This is a genomic window from Thalassobaculum litoreum DSM 18839, from assembly GCF_900102465.1.
In the GTDB taxonomy this organism is placed as follows: domain Bacteria; phylum Pseudomonadota; class Alphaproteobacteria; order Thalassobaculales; family Thalassobaculaceae; genus Thalassobaculum; species Thalassobaculum litoreum.
Window position 1 is genome coordinate 253777 of record NZ_FNBW01000003.1, and the last position, 16778, is coordinate 270554.

At 68.7% G+C, this 16778-nt stretch carries 17 protein-coding genes; 12 read left to right on the forward strand and 5 right to left on the reverse strand.

Annotation, left to right across the window (positions count from 1 at the left end; all coding sequences use genetic code 11):
- Positions 1 to 58: 58 nt before the first annotated feature.
- Entirely contained in the window at positions 59 to 1303 is a 1245-nt protein-coding gene (gene serA, locus BLS34_RS06385) for a phosphoglycerate dehydrogenase (protein WP_028795503.1), read from the forward strand.
- A gap of 209 nt (positions 1304 to 1512) precedes the next feature.
- Here serA and BLS34_RS06390 read toward each other — a convergent pair whose 3' ends face one another.
- Entirely contained in the window at positions 1513 to 1851 is a 339-nt protein-coding gene (locus BLS34_RS06390; RefSeq protein WP_093149024.1) for an antibiotic biosynthesis monooxygenase family protein, read from the reverse strand.
- 7 nt (positions 1852 to 1858) lie between these two features.
- On the reverse strand, positions 1859 to 2467 hold the full coding sequence (locus tag BLS34_RS06395; RefSeq protein WP_093149027.1) for a GntR family transcriptional regulator: 609 nt from the start codon (positions 2465 to 2467) through the stop codon (positions 1859 to 1861).
- A 168-nt stretch (positions 2468 to 2635) separates the two neighbouring features.
- Between BLS34_RS06395 and BLS34_RS06400 the strand changes: the two genes are divergently transcribed.
- The 8 genes from BLS34_RS06400 to dut all read left to right on the forward strand — a co-directional run bounded on the left by BLS34_RS06400 (position 2636) and on the right by dut (position 10305).
- Positions 2636 to 3934, forward strand: a complete 1299-nt coding sequence (locus tag BLS34_RS06400; RefSeq protein WP_093149029.1) for an acyl-CoA dehydrogenase family protein — start codon at positions 2636 to 2638, stop codon at positions 3932 to 3934.
- Positions 3931 to 5562, forward strand: coding sequence for a class I adenylate-forming enzyme family protein (locus BLS34_RS06405; RefSeq protein ID WP_245701929.1), 1632 nt, complete (start codon positions 3931 to 3933; stop codon positions 5560 to 5562). Before BLS34_RS06400 ends, BLS34_RS06405 begins: the two co-directional genes overlap by 4 nt.
- Positions 5559 to 6425, forward strand: a complete 867-nt coding sequence (locus BLS34_RS06410; protein ID WP_093149031.1) for an isocitrate lyase/PEP mutase family protein — start codon at positions 5559 to 5561, stop codon at positions 6423 to 6425. Before BLS34_RS06405 ends, BLS34_RS06410 begins: the two co-directional genes overlap by 4 nt.
- Before the next feature lie 99 nt (positions 6426 to 6524).
- On the forward strand, positions 6525 to 7040 hold the full coding sequence (locus BLS34_RS06415; RefSeq protein WP_028795498.1) for a phosphonopyruvate decarboxylase: 516 nt from the start codon (positions 6525 to 6527) through the stop codon (positions 7038 to 7040).
- A 14-nt stretch (positions 7041 to 7054) separates the two neighbouring features.
- The gene (locus BLS34_RS06420; RefSeq protein ID WP_215906052.1) at positions 7055 to 7666 is read left to right on the forward strand and encodes a thiamine pyrophosphate-dependent enzyme; all 612 of its coding nucleotides are present in this window, start codon (positions 7055 to 7057) and stop codon (positions 7664 to 7666) included.
- The gene (locus BLS34_RS06425; protein ID WP_093149033.1) at positions 7663 to 8409 is read left to right on the forward strand and encodes an SDR family NAD(P)-dependent oxidoreductase; all 747 of its coding nucleotides are present in this window, start codon (positions 7663 to 7665) and stop codon (positions 8407 to 8409) included. The genes BLS34_RS06420 and BLS34_RS06425 overlap by 4 nt, the downstream gene beginning before the upstream one ends.
- A 232-nt stretch (positions 8410 to 8641) precedes the next feature.
- Positions 8642 to 9859, forward strand: coding sequence for a bifunctional phosphopantothenoylcysteine decarboxylase/phosphopantothenate--cysteine ligase CoaBC (coaBC, locus tag BLS34_RS06430; protein ID WP_093149245.1), 1218 nt, complete (start codon positions 8642 to 8644; stop codon positions 9857 to 9859).
- Positions 9856 to 10305: a dUTP diphosphatase gene (dut, locus tag BLS34_RS06435; protein ID WP_028795494.1), complete on the forward strand. Its 450-nt coding sequence runs from the start codon at positions 9856 to 9858 to the stop codon at positions 10303 to 10305. Before coaBC ends, dut begins: the two co-directional genes overlap by 4 nt.
- A gap of 73 nt (positions 10306 to 10378) precedes the next feature.
- Here the strand turns inward: dut and BLS34_RS06440 are convergent, their stop codons facing one another.
- On the reverse strand, positions 10379 to 11176 hold the full coding sequence (locus tag BLS34_RS06440) for a hypothetical protein (RefSeq protein WP_175474124.1): 798 nt from the start codon (positions 11174 to 11176) through the stop codon (positions 10379 to 10381).
- Between the two features lie 154 nt (positions 11177 to 11330).
- Here BLS34_RS06440 and BLS34_RS25300 point away from each other — a divergent pair, with 154 nt between their 5' ends.
- Both BLS34_RS25300 and BLS34_RS06455 read left to right on the forward strand, forming a co-directional pair.
- Positions 11331 to 12236 carry an NAD(P)-dependent oxidoreductase gene (locus BLS34_RS25300; RefSeq protein ID WP_175474125.1) on the forward strand — a complete coding sequence of 302 codons (906 nt, stop codon included), beginning with the start codon at positions 11331 to 11333 and terminating at the stop codon, positions 12234 to 12236.
- Positions 12233 to 13342 carry an NAD(P)/FAD-dependent oxidoreductase gene (locus BLS34_RS06455; protein ID WP_093149041.1) on the forward strand — a complete coding sequence of 370 codons (1110 nt, stop codon included), beginning with the start codon at positions 12233 to 12235 and terminating at the stop codon, positions 13340 to 13342. Before BLS34_RS25300 ends, BLS34_RS06455 begins: the two co-directional genes overlap by 4 nt.
- Positions 13343 to 13569: 227 nt before the next feature.
- On the opposite strand, the gene BLS34_RS06460 is transcribed toward BLS34_RS06455, so the two are convergent.
- Positions 13570 to 14055: a MarR family winged helix-turn-helix transcriptional regulator gene (locus tag BLS34_RS06460; RefSeq protein ID WP_093149042.1), complete on the reverse strand. Its 486-nt coding sequence runs from the start codon at positions 14053 to 14055 to the stop codon at positions 13570 to 13572.
- Between the two features lie 154 nt (positions 14056 to 14209).
- On the opposite strand from BLS34_RS06460, the gene hppD reads away from it, so the two are divergent.
- On the forward strand, positions 14210 to 15301 hold the full coding sequence (gene hppD / locus BLS34_RS06465) for a 4-hydroxyphenylpyruvate dioxygenase (RefSeq protein WP_093149044.1): 1092 nt from the start codon (positions 14210 to 14212) through the stop codon (positions 15299 to 15301).
- 183 nt (positions 15302 to 15484) lie between these two features.
- Here hppD and BLS34_RS06470 read toward each other — a convergent pair whose 3' ends face one another.
- Complete coding sequence (locus BLS34_RS06470) at positions 15485 to 16771, reverse strand: N-acetylmuramoyl-L-alanine amidase (protein ID WP_245701930.1); 1287 nt, start codon at positions 16769 to 16771, stop codon at positions 15485 to 15487.
- Positions 16772 to 16778: the final 7 nt, after the last annotated feature.

Here is a 16778-nt window from a genome sequence, read left to right on the forward strand (position 1 = left end):
GCGCAGCATTTGCGTTATGACGCGGGCACGCTCCTGAAACCAGAACGGACCCAGCCAGATGGCAAAGGGACTGTCCCGCCCGAAGAATCAGATCCGCATCCTCCTGCTGGAGGGGATCTCGCCGACCGCGCGCGACGTGCTGCTGAACGCCGGTTACACCAACCTGCAGGAGGTCTCCGGCGCGCTGGATCAGGCCGCTCTGATCGACAAACTGCAGGGCGTGCACATGCTCGGCATCCGATCGCGCACCCAGCTCAACGAGGAGGTCCTGAAGGCCGCCGGGACGCTGGTCGCCGTGGGCTGCTTCTCGGTCGGCACCAACCAGGTCGACCTGCCGGCGGCGACGACGCTGGGCATTCCGGTGTTCAACGCGCCGTTCTCCAACACCCGCTCCGTCGCCGAGCTGACCATCGCCGAGATCGTCATGCTGATGCGCGGCGCCTTCCAGAAATCAATGGCCGCCCATGACGGCCGCTGGGCCAAGACCGCGCTCGGCTCGCGTGAGGTGCGCGGCAAGACGCTGGGCATCGTCGGCTACGGCAATATCGGCACCCAGCTCGCGGCACTCGGCGAATCCATGGGCATGCGGGTGATCTATTTCGACCGCACCGACAAGCTGAGCCACGGCAATGTGGAGCCGACCGAGACCCTGGAGGCGTTGCTCGCCCAGTCCGACGTGGTCTCCCTGCACCTGCCGGAGACGCATGAGACCAGGGGGATGTTCGGGGCCGAGCAGATCCGCGCCATGAAGAAGGGTGCGTTCCTGATCAACAACGCCCGCGGCACCCTGGTCGAGATCGACGCCCTGGCCGCCGCCCTGAAGGACGGCCATCTGGGCGGGGCTGCGGTCGACGTGTTCCCGACCGAGCCGAAATCGAACAAGGACACCTTCGAGAGTGCCCTGCGCGGCCTCGACAACGTCATCCTCACCCCCCATGTGGGCGGCTCGACGGAGGAGGCGCAGGAACGCATCGGCGACGAGGTGGCCCGCAAGTTCGTCGAATATTCCGATGTCGGCTCGACCATGGGCGCGGTGAACTTCCCCGAGGTGCAGCTGCCGAAGGGCACGCTGGTCACCCGCTTCATCCAGGTCCAGCGCAACGAGCCGGGCGAGCTCGGCCGCCTGAACGACCTGTTCGCCCGTCGCGGCCTGAACATCGTCGCCCAGCATTACCAGACCGACGGTCAGATCGGTTACGTGGTGCTGGACGTGCACGGCGAGGTCGAGGACGGGGTGCAGATCCTGGAGCAGATCCGCGAACTCCCGGGGACGATCCGGGCACGGTTGCTGAACCGGGTTTAGGGGGCGACACGCCGCCCGCCTCCGACCCGTGCGCTCCCCGGATCTAGCTCGGGGAGTGCTCTCTCATTTTTCCGCGTCTCCCCGGCCTTGCGCCGGGGTCCGGGGTGCCGCTTTCCGGAGCGCCGGAGATTGATTTCCCGGCGCTCCAGCAGCTCCTTCTCTCGGTCCCGGCGCGAGGCCGGGAAGACGGGAAAGGGGGTGGTGTCGCCCTACCGCCCCTGCGGCCCCGAATACGCCCGCTCCACCTTCGCCACCCGCAGCTCGTAGTGCGCGTACCAGCGTTCCTTGCCGAGCGTCTGGGCGCCGAGGTGGCGGGCGTGCTGCTTCCAGGCATGCACCGCGTCCTCGTCGCGGAAATACGACACTGTGATGCCGAGTCCGTCCGCCCCGCGCGCGCTCTCCGCGCCGAGACACCCCGGCTGTTCGTGCGCCAGCGTCATCATCGCCTCGGCCATGGCCTCGTAGCCGCGCCGGTCGTCGGTCTGGGTGGAGGTGAAGATCACCGCGTAATACGGCGGTTCCGGCGTCTTGGCGAAGCCTGAGGGCATGGTCCCGTCATCTCTCGATCAGGTGGGTGAGGTGGGTATCCAGGGCCGCTTCCGCGCGGGCCGCGTCCCCGGCGCGGAAGGCGTCGAGCAGGGCGCGGTGCTGCCGCGTCCAGACCGCGCGGATCTCCGCGTCCGGTTGCTGTTCGTGATATGGGCGGCGGTCCTCCCGCCGCACTTCGTCCACCAGCGCCAGCAGCCGCCGGTTGCCCCCCGCCCGATACAGCACCGTGTGGAAGGCGGCGTCCAGTTCCTCCAGCGCCTGCGGCTCGGTTTCCACCTCGATCCGCTCCTGCAGGTGGGTTGCCTCCAGCACGTCGAGGTCGCTGCGGCGGGGCATCGCCAGGGCCAGGGCCTCGCCCTCAACCAGCCGGCGCACGGCCACCAGGTCGCGCAAGGCCTCGGCCGACATCTCCACCACCTTCAGGCTGCGCCCCCGTCCGGGCTCCAGCCACCCCGCCGCCCGCAGGCTCTCCATAGCCAGCCGCACCGGCTGCCGGCTGACCCCGAACCGGGCGGCGAGGTCTTCCTGCTGCACGACGGCGCCGGCGGCGATATGGCCGCTGCGGATATCTGCGCGCAGGCGGTCGGCAATCTCTGTGGGTGAATTTGGATCCATGGATCCAAAATAGCGACACCGCACGCCTCGGGCAAGAGGGACGGCGCGGAGGATCCGACGGGCCGCCCGCGGAGACGATTTCGCCACCTTCACCGCTCCCCGCCGCCATGGCAGGCTGCACCCAAAGGACGGGCCGCCAAAGGCCCGCCGCTGAATGAGGGGAGGACGATGGAGTTCCAGCACGCACCCGCCGTGCACGATCTGCGCGCGCGGATCGAGGCCTTCATGGCCGAGCACATCTACCCGAACGAGGCCCGCTACTACGCCGAGACCGCCGAGCTGGGTCCCTGGAAGGTCCAGCCCGTGGTCGAGGAGCTCAAGCCCAAGGCCAAGGCTGCCGGCCTGTGGAACCTGTTCCTGCCGGAGAGCGAGTACGGCGCCGGCCTGTCCAATCTCGACTACGCGCCGCTCTGCGAGGTCATGGGCCGTTCGCCCCTCGCGCCCGAGGTGTTCAACTGTGCGGCCCCCGACACCGGCAACATGGAGGTGCTGGTCCGCTACGGCACCGACGAGCAGAAGAAGCGGTGGCTGGAACCGCTGCTGGCCGGCGAGATCCGTTCCTCCTTCGCCATGACCGAGCCGGCGGTCGCCTCCTCCGATGCGACCAATATCGAGAGCTCGATCCGGCGCGACGGCGACGAGTACGTGATCAACGGCCGCAAGTGGTACACCACCGGCGCCACCGATCCGCGCTGCAAGATCGTCATCTTCATGGGCAAGTCGGACCCGGACAATCCGGACCGCCACAAGCAGCAGTCGATGATCCTGGTGCCCAAGGACACGCCCGGCGTCACCGTGATCCGGCCGATCCCCGTCTTCGGCTTCTACGCCGTGCCCGACCGGGCCTCGGAGGTCGATTTCACGGACGTGCGGGTGCCGGCATCCAATATGTTGCTGGGGGAAGGGCGCGGCTTCGAGATCGCCCAGGGGCGGCTCGGCCCCGGCCGTATCCATCACTGCATGCGCCTGATCGGACTGGCCGAGCGGACCCTGGAGAAGATGTGCCGCCGGGCGGAACAGCGGGTGACCTTCGGCACCCCGGTCTCCCAGCAGACGGTCACGCTGGAACGTATCGCCGAGGCGCGGATCATGATCGAGCAGTCGCGGCTGCTGACCCTGAAGGCCGCCTGGATGATGGACACGGTCGGCAACAAGGAGGCCCGGGCCGAGATCGCCATGATCAAGGTCGCCGTCCCCAATATGGCCTGCCAGGTGATCGACTGGGCGATCCAGGCCTTCGGCGGGGCCGGGACCAGCAACGACTACGGCCTCGCCTCGGCCTATGCGACGGCGCGGCTGCTGCGGCTGGCCGACGGGCCGGACGAGGTCCATCGCAATCAGATCGGCCGACTGGAACTGCGCAAATACCGCGAGCCGGGGAATATCGACAGAGGCGCCCGCGATGTCGGCCCGCGCCTGGCCGAACCGGGGGAGGGACCGTGGCCGGCGCCGGATTTCCAGCCGTGACCGCCGCCTCCCACGACCGGTTCTGGGACGGTTGCATCGGTGAGACGGCCGTCGAGACTCGTTACAGCGGTCGACAGGTGCGCTGCTATGTCGAGCGCCCGGCGGATCTGGCGGCGATGTTCCGCGATCTCGTGACGCAACACCCGGAGCGCGACGCGGTGGTCGCGGGAGACACCCGCCTGTCCTTCGCCGAACTGGACGCGCAGGTTGGGCGGATCGCCGGCGGCCTCGCTGCCCTTGGCGTCGGCTCCGGCGACCGGGTGGCGCTGCTGCTCGACAACGGCTGGGCGTTCGTTACCTCCCTGCTGGCCTGCAACCGGATCGGGGCGATCTGCGTGCCCCTCGGCATCCGCCAGCGCCGGGCCGAGCTCGAGTTCCTGCTGAGCGACTGCGGCGCGGCCGTGCTGATCCACGAGGCCGCTCTGGCGGAGAACGTGCCGCCGGTCGAGGCGGTGCCCGACCTGCGGCACCGGTTTTCGGTCGGCGGTCTGTGCGACGGCGCGCAACCGTTCGAGAGCCTGCTTTCCGCCGACCCCCTGGACGCGCCAGCCTCGATCGATCCCGAGGCGGTGGCTGTCATCCTCTACACCTCCGGCACCACCGGCCGGCCGAAGGGGGCGATGCTGACCCATTTCGGCATCATCCAGTCGGCGCTGGCCTTCTCGCGCTGCCTGTCCTTCTCCGCCGACGAACGGGCCCTGGCGGCGATCCCGCTCAGCCATGTCAGCGGCCTGGTCGGCATCTTCTATTCGACCCTGATCGCCGGCGGCGCCCTGGTCGCTCTGCGCGCCGGCTACAGGGTGCCGGATCTGCTGGCCTTGGCCGCGCGGGAGCGGATCACCTACACGATCCTGGTCCCAGCCCTCTACACCCTGGCGGTTCTGCAGCCGGACCTCGCCGGCCACGACCTCTCCGCCTGGCGCATCGGCTGTTTCGGCGGCGCGCCGATGCCGGAGGCGACCATCGCCAAGCTGGCGCATCTGCTGCCGGATCTGGTGCTGGTCAATGCCTATGGGGCGACGGAGACCACCTCGCCGACGACGATCATGCCGCCGGGGCTGAACCCGTCCCATCCGGACAGCGTCGGCCAGGTCGTGCCCTGCGGCCGGGTGGAGATCCGGGGCGAGGACGGCTCGGTTCTGGCGCCCGGAGAGACCGGGGAGCTGTGGATCTCCGGCCCGATGGTGGTGCCGGGCTACTGGAACCGGCCCGACGCCAACCGGGAGGCCTTCGTCGACGGCGCCTGGCGGTCCGGCGATATCGGCACGGTCGATGCCGACGGTTTCGTGAAGGTCTTCGACCGGCTGAAGGACATGATCAACCGCGCCGGGTTCAAGGTGTTCAGCGCCGAGGTCGAGAACGTGCTGAACCACCACCCGGAGATCGTCGAGGCGGCGGTGGTCGGCCGTCCGGATCCGGTGCTGGGCGAACGGGTGCACGCCTTCCTGCGTCCGGTGGAGGGATCGGCGCTGGACGAAGAGACGGTGCGGGCGTTCTGCGCCGAGCGCCTGTCCGACTATAAGGTCCCGGAGACCGTCACCTTCACCGCCGACCCGCTGCCCCGCAACGCCAACGGCAAGCTGCAGAAGCCCACCCTGCGCCAACAAATCACGGAGCCCGCCCGATGACCGACTCTCCCGCCGCCCGCCTGCGCGGCCTGCTCGCCTCCGGTGAGATCGTCATGGCGCCGGGCGCGCCGGACAGCATCTCGGCGCGTGTGATCGAGCAGGCCGGGTTTCCCGCACTCTACATGACCGGCCTCGGCGCCACGGCGAGCCGGCTGGGCACCCCGGATATCGGCTTGCTGACCCAGACCGAGATGACGGAACATGCCCGCAACATGGCGCGGGCCGTCTCGATCCCGATCATCGCCGACGCCGATACCGGCTATGGCGGGCCCTCCAACATCCACCGCACGGTGCGCGAGCATGTGCAGGCCGGCGTGGCGGCGATCCATCTGGAGGACCAGATGGCACCGAAGCGCTGCGGCCAGCTCGCCGGAATCCGCCTGATCGACGCCGAGGAGAACGCCCGGCGGCTGGCCTGCGCGGTCGAGGCCCGGGGGGCCGACGACCTGCTGATCATCGGCCGCACCGACGCCATCGGCACGCTCGGCCCGGACGAAGCCGTCCGGCGCGCCCGCCTCTACCAGCAGGCAGGTGTCGATCTGGTTTTCGTCGACGGCATCAAGACCGTCGCCGAGGTGGAGGCGGTGGCCCGGGGCGTGGAGGGGCCGAAGGTCGTCTCCATCGTCGACGGCAACGAGACGGTGAAGCTGACCGCGGGCGACCTGCAGGCGATGGGCTTCTCCGTCGTGCTCTACGCGGTCACCGCCCTGTTCGCCGCGACGCGGGCGGTGGCCGACGCCATGGCCGCGCTCAAGCGCGACGGCACACCGGCTCAGGCGGGACCGCAGCACACCTACGCGGAGTACTGCGCGCTGGTGGATCTGCCGCTCCACCAGGGACTGGACGACCGGTTCGGCGCCTAGCCAGGGGCGTCGGGCGCGGCGAAATATTGCATACAATCCTGAATTTCACCGTGCTAGCGTGCCCCTTCAGAAGAACGATCACACGGGAAACGCACGGAAATGTCGGACCAATCGGTTTGGGGCGCTGAGCTCTACGACACGCTGGTGGACGGCGGCGTGTCGATTTTCGCCTATGTCCCCGATGGCGGGCACAAGGTGATGATCCAGAAATCGCTGGAGGACGACCGCGTCCATTCCATCCCGCTCACCACCGAGGAAGAGGGGGTGGCGCTGACCGCGGGTGCGGATCTCGGCGGCAAGAAGGCGGTGCTGCTGATGCAGTCCAGCGGCACCGGCAACTGCATCAACATGCTGTCGCTCCAGGCCAACGGCCGCTTCCCGTTCCTGGCCATCATCACCATGCGCGGCACCTTCGGCGAGCAGAACCCCTGGCAGGTTCCCATGGGCAAGGCCGTGCGCCCCTGCCTGGAGGCGATCGGCGTCCATGTGCTCGAGGTCGAGCGGCCGGAGGAGCTGAAGGAGACGACCAACGCGGCGATGAACCTCGCCTTCCGGTCCAACTGCGCGGTGGCGCTTCTGCTGACCCAGAAGTTCATCGGCGCCAAGGCGTTCTGAGGGAAGGACCGGAGATGAGCGAAGAGATCAAGATCACCGGCTCCAACCAGCGCATGGACCGCGCCCAGGCGGTGCCGGCCATCGTCGGGAACCACCGCGATTTCCTGGTCGTCACCGGCCTCGCCGGCACGGCCCAGGACATGTACGCGATCGAGCCCGATGCCGATAACTGCTTCCTGCTCGGCGGGGCGATGGGCGCGTCGGTCTCCATGGGACTCGGCCTGGCGCTGGCGCAGCCGGACAGGCAGGTGCTGGTCATGTGCGGCGACGGCGAGCTGCTGATGAATGTCGGCGCGCTGGCCACCGTCATGGCCTCCGGCCTGACCAACCTGTCGATCCTCTGCGTCGACAACGAGCGCTATGGCGAGACCGGCAACCAGATCACCCATACCTCCATGGGTACCGACCTGGCGGTGACCGCCAAGGGGCTCGGCATCAGGAACGTGATGACCGTCACCGCCCCCGACGAGATCGAGGCGGGCCGCAAGGAACTGCGGCGGACCGACGGACCGACCTTCGTCTACCTGAAGATCAGCGACGCTAAGCCGCCGAAAATGAGTTCTCGGAACTTCGACGCCGCCGACCGCCGCATTGCCTTCCGCCGTGCACAACTGGGACACCTATGACCGAGACGAGAACCGTAGCCGTTACCGGAGCCTCTCGCGGCCTGGGAGCGGAGATCGCGTTGGAACTCGCCCGCCGCGGCCTGACCGTCGGCTGCCTGTCGCGCAAGGGTATCGGCCCGGAGGAGGAGCCGGTCCCGGACGAGCTCGCCGGGCGGATGATCAACCTGGCCTGCGACGTGAACGACCCGGAATCCGGGGCCGCAGCCCTGGCGGCCCTGGTGGAGACGACCGGCGGGCTGCACGCCCTGGTCAACAATGCCGGCATCCACAAGGAAGGCCGCAGCGAGAGCTTCTCCCCGGCCGAGTTCGCCGAGGTGCTGAACACCAACGCGGTCGGCCTGTTCGCCATGTGCCAGTCGGCCTACCCACACATGATCGCCAGCGGCGGCGGGGTGATCGTCAATATCGGCTCGCACTACGACAAGATCGGGGTGAAGTACACGGCGGCCTATTGCGCCTCGAAGGCGGCGGTGGGCGCGATCACCCGGTGCCTGGGCGTGGAATGGGCGCGCAAGGGCATCCGCGTGGTCGACGTGGCGCCGGGCTTCACGCTGACCAACCTGAACCGCTCCCACATGGACAACGAGCGGTTCCGGTCCTTCATCGAGAAGGCGATCCCGCGCGGCACGCCGGGCGAGGCCTGGGAGGTGGCGCGCTTCGTCGGCTCCATCGTCGCCGACGACATCCCGTTCCTGAACGGCGAGACCTTCTACATCGACGGCGGCCAGGCGGTGGCGAACTGACGGGCGCGGAGCGGCCGCCGTTCTGACCCGCTCGGCTCCCTCCTCGTCATCCCGGACGACCCCGGACCCGATCCGGAGGCGGGCCGGGACCTGCCACTGCAGTCGCTCTGGGTCCCGGCCGAGCCCCGGGTCATGCCCGGGCCTCGCCGGGATGACGCAGAGGAAATGAGGGTGGGCGTCTCCCCGAACCCTCTCGCCCGCCGCCGCACTTCGCGCTACCTTCCGGCCCATGATGACGCTGAGCAACAGACGCATTCTCCTGATCGTCGGGGGCGGGATCGCCGCCTACAAGGCGCTCGACCTGACCCGCCGCCTGCGCGAGCGCGGGGCGGCCGTGCGCGCGGTGCTGACCAAGGCAGGGGAGCAGTTCGTCACCCCGCTGTCGCTGTCGGCCCTGACCGAGGACAAGGTCTATACCGATCTGTTCGACCTGACCGACGAGGCGGAGATGGGGCATATCCAGCTCTCCCGCTCGGCCGATCTGATCGTCGTCGCCCCGGCCACCGCCGACCTGATGGCGAAGATGGCCAACGGGCTGTGCGGCGACCTCGCCTCCACGCTGCTGCTGGCGACCGATACCGACGTGCTGATCGCGCCGGCGATGAACGTGCGCATGTGGGAACACCCGGCCACCAGGGCGAACCTGGCGACCCTGGCGTCGCGCGGTGTGCGGGTGGCCGGGCCGAACGAAGGGTCCATGGCCTGCGGCGAATACGGCTACGGCCGCATGGCCGAGCCGCTGGAGATCGTCGCGGCGGCGGAAGCCTATTTCGCGCAAGCGGCCGGCCCGCTCGCCGGCAAGAAGGCGATCGTCACCAGCGGGCCGACCCATGAGCCGATCGACCCGGTGCGCTATATCGCCAACCGCTCGTCCGGCAAGCAGGGCCATGCCATCGCCCGCGCCCTGGCCGCGCTGGGGGCGGAGGTCACCCTGGTCAGCGGCCCGACGCGCGAGCCCGACCCGGCCGGGGTGAAGACCGTGCCGATCGAGAGTGCGCGCGACATGCTGGCCGCCTGCGAGGCGGCCCTGCCGGCCGATATCGTGGTCTGCGCCGCCGCCGTCGCCGACTGGCGGGTGGCCAGTGCCGCTGACCAGAAGATGAAGAAGGAGGCGGGTGCCCTCCCGCCCCTGCAGCTCACCGAGAACCCGGACATCCTGAAGACCCTGTCGCAGAAGACGGACGGCCGCCCGGCCCTGGTGATCGGTTTCGCGGCGGAGACCGAGAAGGTCGTGGAGCACGCCACCGCCAAACGGGCGCGCAAGGGCTGCGACTGGATCCTCGCCAACGACGTTTCCCCCGCCACCGGCACCTTCGGCGGCGACAGCAACACCATCCATCTGGTTACTGAAAGCGGCACCGAGGATTGGCCCGCCATGACCAAGACCGAGGTCGGCAAACGCCTTGCCGCCCGTATCGCAGAGCACTTCCAGACTGGACATTCCGTATGAGCATTCCCGTCCGCATCACCCGGCTGGACCATGGCGTCGACCTGCCGCTCCCGGCCTATGAGACCGAGGGCTCGGCGGGGATGGACCTGCGCGCCGCGCTCGACGCGCCGGTGACTCTGGCGCCGATGGAACGCACGGCGGTGCCGACCGGCCTGTCCATCGCCCTGCCCCAAGGCTACGAGGCGCAGGTGCGGGCGCGCTCGGGGCTGGCCTTCCGCTCCGGCATCGCCTGCGTCAATGCGCCGGGGACGGTCGACAGCGATTATCGCGGCGAAATCAAGGTGCTGCTCGTCAATCTCGGCCAGGAGCCGGTGACCTTCGCGCGCGGCGACCGCATCGCCCAGCTCGTGGTGGCGCCGGTCAGCCGGGTCGCCTGGGAAGAGGCGGAGACCCTCGACGAGACGGCTCGCGGCAGCGGCGGGTTCGGCTCCACCGGGCGGGGATAGCCTGCTCGAACGCGACTACCATACTCGTCATCCCGAAACGAGTTCGGGATGACGGCATTTTGTGTTTATGCACTCATCCCACCCATCGCGAGAACGCGAGGCAGATCGGCACCATGCGGGCGATGACGTGGCGGGTGAACTCTTCCACCGCCGCCACCGCCTCGGCCGGGGCCGGTCCCGCCTCGGCGCGCAGATGGGCGAGCCGGGCGCTCTCCGCCATTGCCATGCTCCGCGTGGTTGCCGTCGCCGCCCGCAGGCGTCCGTCGGCCTCCAGCGGCGCGAACCCCGCATGCATCAGCGCCAGCAGCCCCGGCCAATAGGCCAGATGCCGGTACATGGTCGCCAGGATCGGCTCGTCCGGCCGGGACCCGAAGCGGTTCAGCGCCAGGACCAGCTCCCAGACATGCGGTGGCACGTCGCCCTCGGACAGCACCCGGGGGATCGGCGCGGACGCCTCTTCCGCCGCCGACCCGCCGCCGCCCGGCACCGGCCCCGCCGGCGGGACCACCAGCGCACCCAGGGCCAGCAGGTTCAGCCCGTTGCCCCGGTTGTAGCCGGCGGCGACCGCCCGAATGGTCGCCAGATCCTCCGCCGTCACCCCGACCGCCTGTAGCGCGCCGGGGGCCAGCGGCTCCGGCATCGCCACCGGCAGCCGGTCGAACAGCGCCTGGGCGGAGCGGGCCGCCTGGCCGCTCGCGTAGATCGGCTTGGCCGCCCCCCAGGCCCAGTCCAGCCCGCCATCGATCGTCGCCAGATGGCGCCAGATCAGGTTGACCACCGGAATGCCGAGGGTCGCCTTGATGTCGTCGAAGGTCTCCGCGACCGCGCCTGTCGCCTCATGCTCGGTGATCGCCGGAACCGGGTCACCCATCGAATCCTCCCAACCTCGTTGCTTGTCGCTTTTGCCGCGATTGCAGCGTGGCGGGTACGGCCCGGTCAATCCACGATCTGTGCATTGGGGGGCTTGGAGGGGAGCCCGACAATCGGCTATGCCGGAAGCAAGAACCACAAAGGGAGGAACCGCGATGACCGATCCTGTGAAGGTCGGCTTTGCCGGTGTGGGCCTGATGGGCCGGGGCATGGCCGGCAACATCCTGGCCAAGGGGTATCCGCTGACCGTGCTCGGTCACCGCAACCGGGCGCCGGTGGAGGAACTGACGGCGCTGGGGGCGGCCGAGGCGGCCACGCCGAAGGAGCTCGCCGCCGCGTCGGACATCGTCATCCTGTGCATGCCGAACAGCCGAGTGGTGGAGCGGGTCTGCCTCGGTGCCGACGGGATCATCGAGGGCGGGAAACCCGGCACCCTGGTGCTCGACACCTCCACCGCCGAGCCGGCCTCCACCAAGCGGGTGGCTGTGGCTCTGGCGGAGACGGGGATCGACTTCATCGACGCGCCGATGACCATGACGCCGAAGGAGGCGATGGAGGGGACGCTCAACGTGCTGGTCGGCGGCCCCGACGCGCTGGTCGAGAAGGCGCGGCCGGTGCTGGAGTGCTACGCCCGCAACATCTTCCACATCGGCCCGCTGGGGGCGGCGCATTCCCTCAAGCTGATCAACAATTTCATGAGCATGTCCATGTCCGCCCTGGTGGCCGAGGCGGCAACCACGGCGCGGGCCGCCGGGGTCGATCTCGGCAAGCTGCGCGAGGTGGTTTCGGCCGGGGCGGTCAATTCCGGCATGTTCCAGAAGATCATGGCCTATGCGGTCGACGGCGATGCGTCGGGCCTGCAATTCGCCATGGCCAATGCCCGCAAGGATGTGGGCTACTACAACGACATCGCCGCCGAGGCGGGGCTCCCCGCCCCGTTCGGGTCGGCGGCGCTTCAACTCTACACACTGGCCTGCGCGACCGGTCACGGCGAGGAGCACGTACCCCTGCTGGTCGATGTGATGGCGGAACTCGGTGGACTGAACGGAGCGGGTAAATGAGTGCGGAACAGGTCGATGCGATCGTCATCGGCGCAGGTGTGGTCGGTCTCGCGGTGGCCCGGGCCCTGGCTCTCGCCGGGCGCGAGGTGCTGGTGCTGGAGGCGGCCGAGGCCATCGGCACCGAGACCAGCTCGCGGCATTCCGAGGTCATCCATGCCGGCATCTACTATCCGCCGGGATCGCTGAAGGCGCAGTTCTGCGTGGAGGGCAAGAAAAGGCTCTACCGCTACCTCGACGACCACGGCGTGCCGTACTCCCCGATGGGCAAGCTGATCGTGGCGACCTCGGAGGATCAGATCCCGGCGCTGCAGCAGATCCAGGACCGGGCGACCAAGGCGAACGTCACCGACCTTGAGTTCAAGTCGCATAACGAAGTGGTGGCGATGGAGCCGGAACTGCGCTGCGTGACGGCCCTGTGGTCGCCGTCGACCGGCGTGCTCGACAGCCACTCCTACATGCTGGCCCTGCAGGGCGATGCGGAGGAGCGGGGCGGCATGATCGCCTTCCACGCGCCGGTCGCCGGGGGCAAGGTGGGCGAGGACGGGATCGAGATCGCCGTCGGCGGGGCCGAGCCGATGCTGCTGAAGGCGAAGACGGTGGTGAACTCCGCCGGCCTGCACGCCCAGCCGCTGGCCGCCGGCCTGATGGGCTTTCCCGCCGAAAAGGTGCCGCCCCACTTCTACTGCAAGGGCAACTACTACTCCCTGTCCGGCGTGCGGGCGCCGTTCACCCACCTGATCTATCCGGCCCCGGAGCAGGCGGGTCTCGGCATTCATCTGACGTTGGACCTGGGCGGACAGGCGCGGTTCGGCCCGGACGTGGAGTGGATCGACGAAATCAACTACGACGTCGATCCGCGCCGGTCGGACAGTTTCTACGAAGCGATCCGCAAGTACTGGCCGGGCCTGCCGGACGGAGCGTTGCAGCCGGGCTACGCCGGCATCCGCCCGAAGATCCAGGCCCCCGGCACGCCGGCGGTGGACTTCATGGTCCAGGGCCCGGCCGAGCACGGGGTGCCGGGGCTGGTGAACCTGTTCGGCATCGAAAGCCCGGGCGTGACGTCGAGCCTGGCGATCGCCGACCACGTGGCGGCGATGGTCGCGTAGGGAGAAGAAAGACCGCCCATTTTCCTGCTCGTCTCCCCGGCCCAGCGCCGGGGAGAGGGTATTGGAGGGGCGTTGGTTACCGGTCTCCGGCGTTTTCCAAATGCTCCTCCCTCTTTCCCACACTCCCTGGATTTATTCCGGGGCAATCCCCTCCGCTCGCGCGGAGCTTGGGCGGTTGGCGCGAGTTGACCCGATTGCCCCGGCACAAGGCCGGGGAGTGCGTGTGATTAGGGCGTTTCTCCTGCCGCCGCCCGCGCCTGGAGCCGGTCCAGCAGCCGGTCCAGCATCTCCCGTTCTTCCTGCGTGAATCCCTCCAGAAGCGCCGCTTCCCGTGCCCGTGCCAGCGGCACGATCTCGCGGTAGACTTGGTCGCCCTCCGCCGTCATCGCGATGGTCTGGCGGCGCCGGTCCGCTGCGTCGACCGTGCGCTGGATCATCCCGGCCTCGGTCAGCCGCGCGATGGCCCGGCTGACCTGCACCTTGTCCATGGCCGAGCGGCCCTGGATCTCCGAGGCCGTCGCCGCCCCGAACGCGCCGAGGATGGCCAGGATCCGCCATTCCGGAATGGTGATCCCGAACCGGTCCGCATAGAGCCGGGCGATCCCCTTCGACACCGTGTTCGCCAGCACCGCCAGCCGGTAGGGCAGGAACCGGTCCAGACGTAGCGTCTCGTCCGGGTTGGCGGGAGCGGGCGTTTCGGGCAGAGCGGTCATCAGAGCGTCGAGCCTCGTCGCATGGGTCTTGATAATGGTTTCATTTGAAACCAAATAATGAATCTGTTACAAATGAAACTAACACGATTTCCCGCGGCGCGGCGAGGCATCGTCCGGATCGACGTCGCCCGCGCCGCCGACAAGGAGGTTCCCCATGGCTACCACCACGCTGCCCCCGGTCCCCCAGGGCACGCCCGAGAATCCGATGGCGACCGACGGCTTCGAGTTCGTCGAATACACCGCCCCGGACACGGCCGACCTGGAGAAGCTGTTTACCGCCATGGGCTTCCGCGCGGTCGCCAAGCACCGCTCCAAGAACGTCACCCTGTACCGTCAGGGTGGGGTGAACTTCATCGTCAACGGCGAGCCGGACAGCTTCGCCCAGGCCTTCGCCAAGGTGCACGGCCCGTCCTGCTGCGCCATCGCCTTCCGGGTGAAGAACGCGGCCGCCGCCTTCGAGCGGGCGGTGAAGCTCGGCGCCAAGCCGTTCGAGGGCAAGGTCGGGCCGATGGAGCTGAACATTCCGGCGATCCACGGCATCGGCGACAGCCTGATCTACCTGGTCGACCGCTACGGCGAACGCTCGATCTACGACGTGGACTTCGTGCCGATCGCCGGCGAGGAGCAGGACCCGGCGGGCGTGGGTCTGACCTATATCGACCACCTGACCCACAACGTGCACCAGGGCCGCATGGATGTCTGGGGCAGCTTCTACGAGACGCTCTTCAATTTCCGGGAGATCCGCTACTTCGACATCGAAGGCAAGCTGACCGGCCTGAAGTCCCGGGCGATGACCAGCCCCTGCGGCAAGATCCGGATCCCGATCAACGAGAGCTCCGACGACAAGAGCCAGATCGCCGAATATCTCGACCAGTACAAGGGCGAGGGCATCCAACACATCGCCATGGGCACCGACGACATTTTCGCGGCCGTCGACGGGCTGCGCGGCCTGGGCATGAAGTTCATGGCCCCGCCGCCGGAGACCTATTACGACATGCTGTCCGACCGCCTGCCGAACCACGGCGAGAACCTGGAGGAGCTGAAGTCGCGCGGCATCCTGATCGACGGCGCGCCGACCGAGGATGGCGGCCTACTGCTGCAGATCTTCACCAACACGGTGATCGGGCCGATCTTCTTCGAGCTGATCCAGCGCAAGGGTGACGAGGGCTTTGGCGAGGGCAACTTCAAGGCGCTGTTCGAAAGCATCGAGCAGGACCAGATCAACCGTGGTGTGCTGAAGGGCTGAGGGTGCAGCCGGGGAGGGGAGACCTCGTTTCCCTCTCATGTCTCGCCCGCTCCCCGGCCTTGTGCCGGGGTGAGCCCGTCAGGCGGTCGGGCTTGAGACAGCGCCCCGAGGAACCGTCACGCGGGATCGCTTGCCCCGGAACAGGTCCGGGGAGTGAGTTGTGGGGAGGTTGAGGGTGCCGCCCTACCGGAACGCCGACTGCACGCCCTGGAAGTAGCGGTCGATGGCGCGGGTCAGACCTGCGGCGACCTTGCGGCGGAAGGTCGGGTCGTTGAGACGCCGGTTGTCCTCCCGGTTCGACAGGAAGCCCAACTCGACCAGCACCGACGGCACGTCCGGCGCCTTCAGCACGGCGAAGCCGGCGAAGCGGTGCGGGCGGCCGAGCAGCTTGGTCTCGCGCTCCATCTCCTTCACCACGTAGCCGGCCAGGCGCGCGGAATAGTTCATGGTCCGGCGCTGCGCCAGGTCGATCAGGATGTTGGTGACCTCCGGCTCCTGCTGGGTGAGGTCGATGCCGGCGACGATATCGGCCTTGTTTTCGCTGGTCGCCAGCGCCTCCGCCTCCTTGTCCGAGGCGTTCTCCGACAGGGTGTAGACCGACAGGCCGCGCAGCGAGCCGTCCTTGATCGAATCCGCATGCAGCGACACGAACAGGTCGGCATCCACCCGGCGGGCGATGGCGATGCGCTCGCGCAGGCGGATGAAGCTGTCGCTGTCGCGGGTCAGCACCGCTTTGTACCGGCCTGTCTCCTCCAGCGCCGCCTTAAGCGACTGCGCGGCGGCCAGCACGATATTCTTCTCGTAGACCCCGTTCTCTCCGATGGCGCCGGGGTCGACGCCGCCATGGCCGGCATCGATGACGATGGTCATGCGGTCGTCCGATTTCGGCAGCGGGGCCGGCGCGGCGGGCGGCGGCGAGACGCGCGGCGCGCTCAGCGCCACGTGACGCTCGATCGAGGCGTCGGAAGCCTCAAGGAAAGCCTCGCGCGTCGCCGGGGTCAGATCGATGACCAGTCGGTACTGCTGCGCGCCGGACGGCGGCAGGACGAAGGCGGACTTCACCTGGACCGGATTGTCGGCGTCGATCACCACGCGGGAGGTACCGGGCCGGAACTGGCCGTACCGCCAGCCGGCAATCGGGCCGACGGCGCGCGACCCCGCGCTTTCGGGCAGCCGGAACGACACTTCCGGCACGTCGATCACGACCCGGTAGGGATCCGGCAGCAGGAAGATCGAGAAATCGACCCGCTCGTCCAGGTCGAGCACGATGCGGACCTTGTCCGGATGATTGCCGATGCGCAGGTTCGATACGACGGGGACCCCGGCTGCGACGGCCGGCAGCGCGGTGGCGAGGGCGACCAGCCCCAGCACGCAGAGGCACAGGAAGGCCTTGAACCGTAGACGCAGAGCCGGGATGCCGGCGCCCTGCGAGTCGAGCGGCATGGCTGAGCGGACCGCGTGTCGCGTCATTCCCTGT

Excerpts from the sequence above, each read along its gene's own strand:
- serA (WP_028795503.1), top strand. The coding sequence starts at position 59 with ATGGCAAAGGGACTGTCCCGCCCGAAGAATCAGATCCGCATCCTCCTG.
- BLS34_RS06390 (WP_093149024.1), bottom strand. The coding sequence starts at position 1,851 with ATGCCCTCAGGCTTCGCCAAGACGCCGGAACCGCCGTATTACGCGGTG.
- BLS34_RS06395 (WP_093149027.1), bottom strand. The coding sequence starts at position 2,467 with ATGGATCCAAATTCACCCACAGAGATTGCCGACCGCCTGCGCGCAGAT.
- BLS34_RS06400 (WP_093149029.1), top strand. The coding sequence starts at position 2,636 with ATGGAGTTCCAGCACGCACCCGCCGTGCACGATCTGCGCGCGCGGATC.
- BLS34_RS06410 (WP_093149031.1), top strand. The coding sequence starts at position 5,559 with ATGACCGACTCTCCCGCCGCCCGCCTGCGCGGCCTGCTCGCCTCCGGT.
- BLS34_RS06415 (WP_028795498.1), top strand. The coding sequence starts at position 6,525 with ATGTCGGACCAATCGGTTTGGGGCGCTGAGCTCTACGACACGCTGGTG.
- BLS34_RS06420 (WP_215906052.1), top strand. The coding sequence starts at position 7,055 with ATGAGCGAAGAGATCAAGATCACCGGCTCCAACCAGCGCATGGACCGC.
- BLS34_RS06425 (WP_093149033.1), top strand. The coding sequence starts at position 7,663 with ATGACCGAGACGAGAACCGTAGCCGTTACCGGAGCCTCTCGCGGCCTG.
- coaBC (WP_093149245.1), top strand. The coding sequence starts at position 8,642 with ATGACGCTGAGCAACAGACGCATTCTCCTGATCGTCGGGGGCGGGATC.
- dut (WP_028795494.1), top strand. The coding sequence starts at position 9,856 with ATGAGCATTCCCGTCCGCATCACCCGGCTGGACCATGGCGTCGACCTG.
- BLS34_RS06440 (WP_175474124.1), bottom strand. The coding sequence starts at position 11,176 with ATGGGTGACCCGGTTCCGGCGATCACCGAGCATGAGGCGACAGGCGCG.
- BLS34_RS25300 (WP_175474125.1), top strand. The coding sequence starts at position 11,331 with ATGACCGATCCTGTGAAGGTCGGCTTTGCCGGTGTGGGCCTGATGGGC.
- BLS34_RS06455 (WP_093149041.1), top strand. The coding sequence starts at position 12,233 with ATGAGTGCGGAACAGGTCGATGCGATCGTCATCGGCGCAGGTGTGGTC.
- BLS34_RS06460 (WP_093149042.1), bottom strand. The coding sequence starts at position 14,055 with ATGACCGCTCTGCCCGAAACGCCCGCTCCCGCCAACCCGGACGAGACG.
- hppD (WP_093149044.1), top strand. The coding sequence starts at position 14,210 with ATGGCTACCACCACGCTGCCCCCGGTCCCCCAGGGCACGCCCGAGAAT.
- BLS34_RS06470 (WP_245701930.1), bottom strand. The coding sequence starts at position 16,771 with ATGACGCGACACGCGGTCCGCTCAGCCATGCCGCTCGACTCGCAGGGC.